General features: G+C 36.6%; 5 protein-coding genes. 1 reads left to right on the forward strand and 4 read right to left on the reverse strand.

Annotation, left to right across the window (positions count from 1 at the left end; genetic code table 11):
* A partial coding sequence (locus DNK84_RS11880) for a transposase (RefSeq protein WP_208123323.1) occupies positions 1-283 on the reverse strand: 283 nt, incomplete at its 3' end.
* 39 nt (positions 284-322) lie between these two features.
* Here DNK84_RS11880 and DNK84_RS11885 point away from each other — a divergent pair.
* Positions 323-550: a hypothetical protein gene (locus tag DNK84_RS11885; protein ID WP_119344709.1), complete on the forward strand. Its 228-nt coding sequence runs from the start codon at positions 323-325 to the stop codon at positions 548-550.
* 33 nt (positions 551-583) lie between these two features.
* Here DNK84_RS11885 and DNK84_RS11890 read toward each other — a convergent pair whose 3' ends face one another.
* The 3 genes from DNK84_RS11890 to DNK84_RS11900 form a co-directional block, all read right to left on the reverse strand.
* Positions 584-1480 carry an amidohydrolase family protein gene (locus DNK84_RS11890; protein ID WP_235826896.1) on the reverse strand — a complete coding sequence of 299 codons (897 nt, stop codon included), beginning with the start codon at positions 1478-1480 and terminating at the stop codon, positions 584-586.
* The gene (locus DNK84_RS15105; protein WP_119344711.1) at positions 1428-1586 is read right to left on the reverse strand and encodes an IS1096 element passenger TnpR family protein; all 159 of its coding nucleotides are present in this window, start codon (positions 1584-1586) and stop codon (positions 1428-1430) included. Before DNK84_RS15105 ends, DNK84_RS11890 begins: the two co-directional genes overlap by 53 nt.
* 14 nt (positions 1587-1600) lie before the next feature.
* Positions 1601-1909 (reverse strand): helix-turn-helix transcriptional regulator (locus tag DNK84_RS11900; RefSeq protein ID WP_208123324.1); only part of this gene is annotated, 309 nt, incomplete at its 5' end.

Here is a 1909-nt window from a genome sequence, read left to right on the forward strand (position 1 = left end):
ATTCACCTAAGCGATCACGAGGCACATCAATTTCCAATAGGCCATCTTCTGTTATTACGCTTTTTCGTGCCGTGCCGTTACGTGCATTAGCAGAATCGCTACGTTCATGCCTGTCATAACCAAGATGCGCCTTTAGTTCACCTTGTAAAGCACGTTCAACCAGACCTTTGGTTAATTGCTTCAATACGCCATCTGATTTAAATAGATTGGATAAATCAGCACCTGATTCGACAATGAGATCAAGCGCTTGATCTAATGCTTTGTTTTGTTCTTTGTTTTTCATCTTTCGTCCTTAGATTATACGTTTTAACCATTATAACCTATGAAAGAATTTACACAGTTATTTCAATACTCCCCCACGGACAAATGGGCAGAAATACAATTTGCCACAGAAAAAAAACTCTATGAGCTTGGTAAGATATTCGGCCATGAGTTAGTAACACATACGCCAGATTGGCAACAAATGAATCAACAAAAAATGGACCGATGGTGGCTTAATATTATGCATAATCATGATTGGTATGCAGCTAAGCTTGGTAACGATAAGTAATAATCGGCCTGTACATACGCAATAAAACCTCGACTATCTCCAATATAAATTTCGTGCTGTATTCGCGAAAATATCTGCATAAGTATTATCTGGGATCACTGTTTTTAACAATTCAAACCAGTAATCATAATTTTCAGTGTGACAAACAGGGTAGTTTGAACCATAACAAAGCCGGTTGCTGGGAATTCTATCAAGTAGATATTTAAGGCAATACTGCATATCTTTTTTGCTTTGATTTAACATAAAAAACCCGGATAGTTTGACAAAAATATTGGTTTTATTAGCAATTGCATCAACCATCGCCTTCCAGTACTGCATATCTTTATCTGATGCACATAATGGCAAACCAAAATGCTCAATAGCAGTTGTCACAGCTGATTTTTCAATATCGCCAAGGCAATTTATAATTTGCTGAGGATACATCTGGCATTCAAAGACCATATTGTGTTGCGCCAGGTAAGCCAGCTTTTGCTTAAAATCTTCTGGTAATTGATTTGATTTCATTGGGGAATAAGCTGCTTTGGGATGATAAGCAAGTATTTGTCGCACACCAACAACATGATCATAAGCCCTTAAGCGATCAATTTGCGCTTTGTACTGTGGAAAGCTTTGAAAAAAATCAATACATGAGATATATCGCATTGACGTATCAGGAAACGCTTGCGTCAGCCAGTTGACCTCATGTAAAGTGTCAATACTTGAATCATGTGCTTCAATATGCACAAATGTGCGCTTAGGTAACTGCTCTGGTGTAAAGTTTTTCTGTAAGCGCTTATCGGCATTTAAAACCCATTGATTCATTTGTTGTGATAAATCCCAAAAGTGAATATGTGCATCGATGATTTCCATGCCATTATGCTCTTTTTTATGATTGGTGTTACGCATCAATAAATACTTTGTGTATATTGTTAGAAAACATAATATCATCATCTCTGTATAATCCATAATCTTTACCATAGATATGGAACTGATGAAGGTAGCAATCATCCCAATCATGGGCGATTTGAATTAATTGATGTAATTGAACTAGGCCCACCTAAATTCAGATTTTTAAAAAAACGAAAAGTCTAGCTTTTTATTTGCTGCATGTGCAATTTTTGCCAGAAGCTCAAGGGAAGGTATACGCGAATCTTTTCCGCTTTCCAAACGGGCAATAACTGGTTGTGTTGTATGTGCTTTTTTTGCTATTTCTTTTTGCGACAATCCTGCCGAAATTCTAAGTTCATATACTTTTTGAGAGATTTCACTTATCAGCTTTGCTCTTGTATAATACGCATCAAACTCAGGTTCTTTCACTTTCTCATTAATATGTGCATTTATACTTTGGCCAATATACTTATTGTGTCGAGTAGACATCTC

The sequence above is a fragment of the Facilibium subflavum genome, assembly GCF_003574485.1.
Lineage (GTDB): Bacteria > Pseudomonadota > Gammaproteobacteria > Francisellales > Francisellaceae > Facilibium > Facilibium subflavum.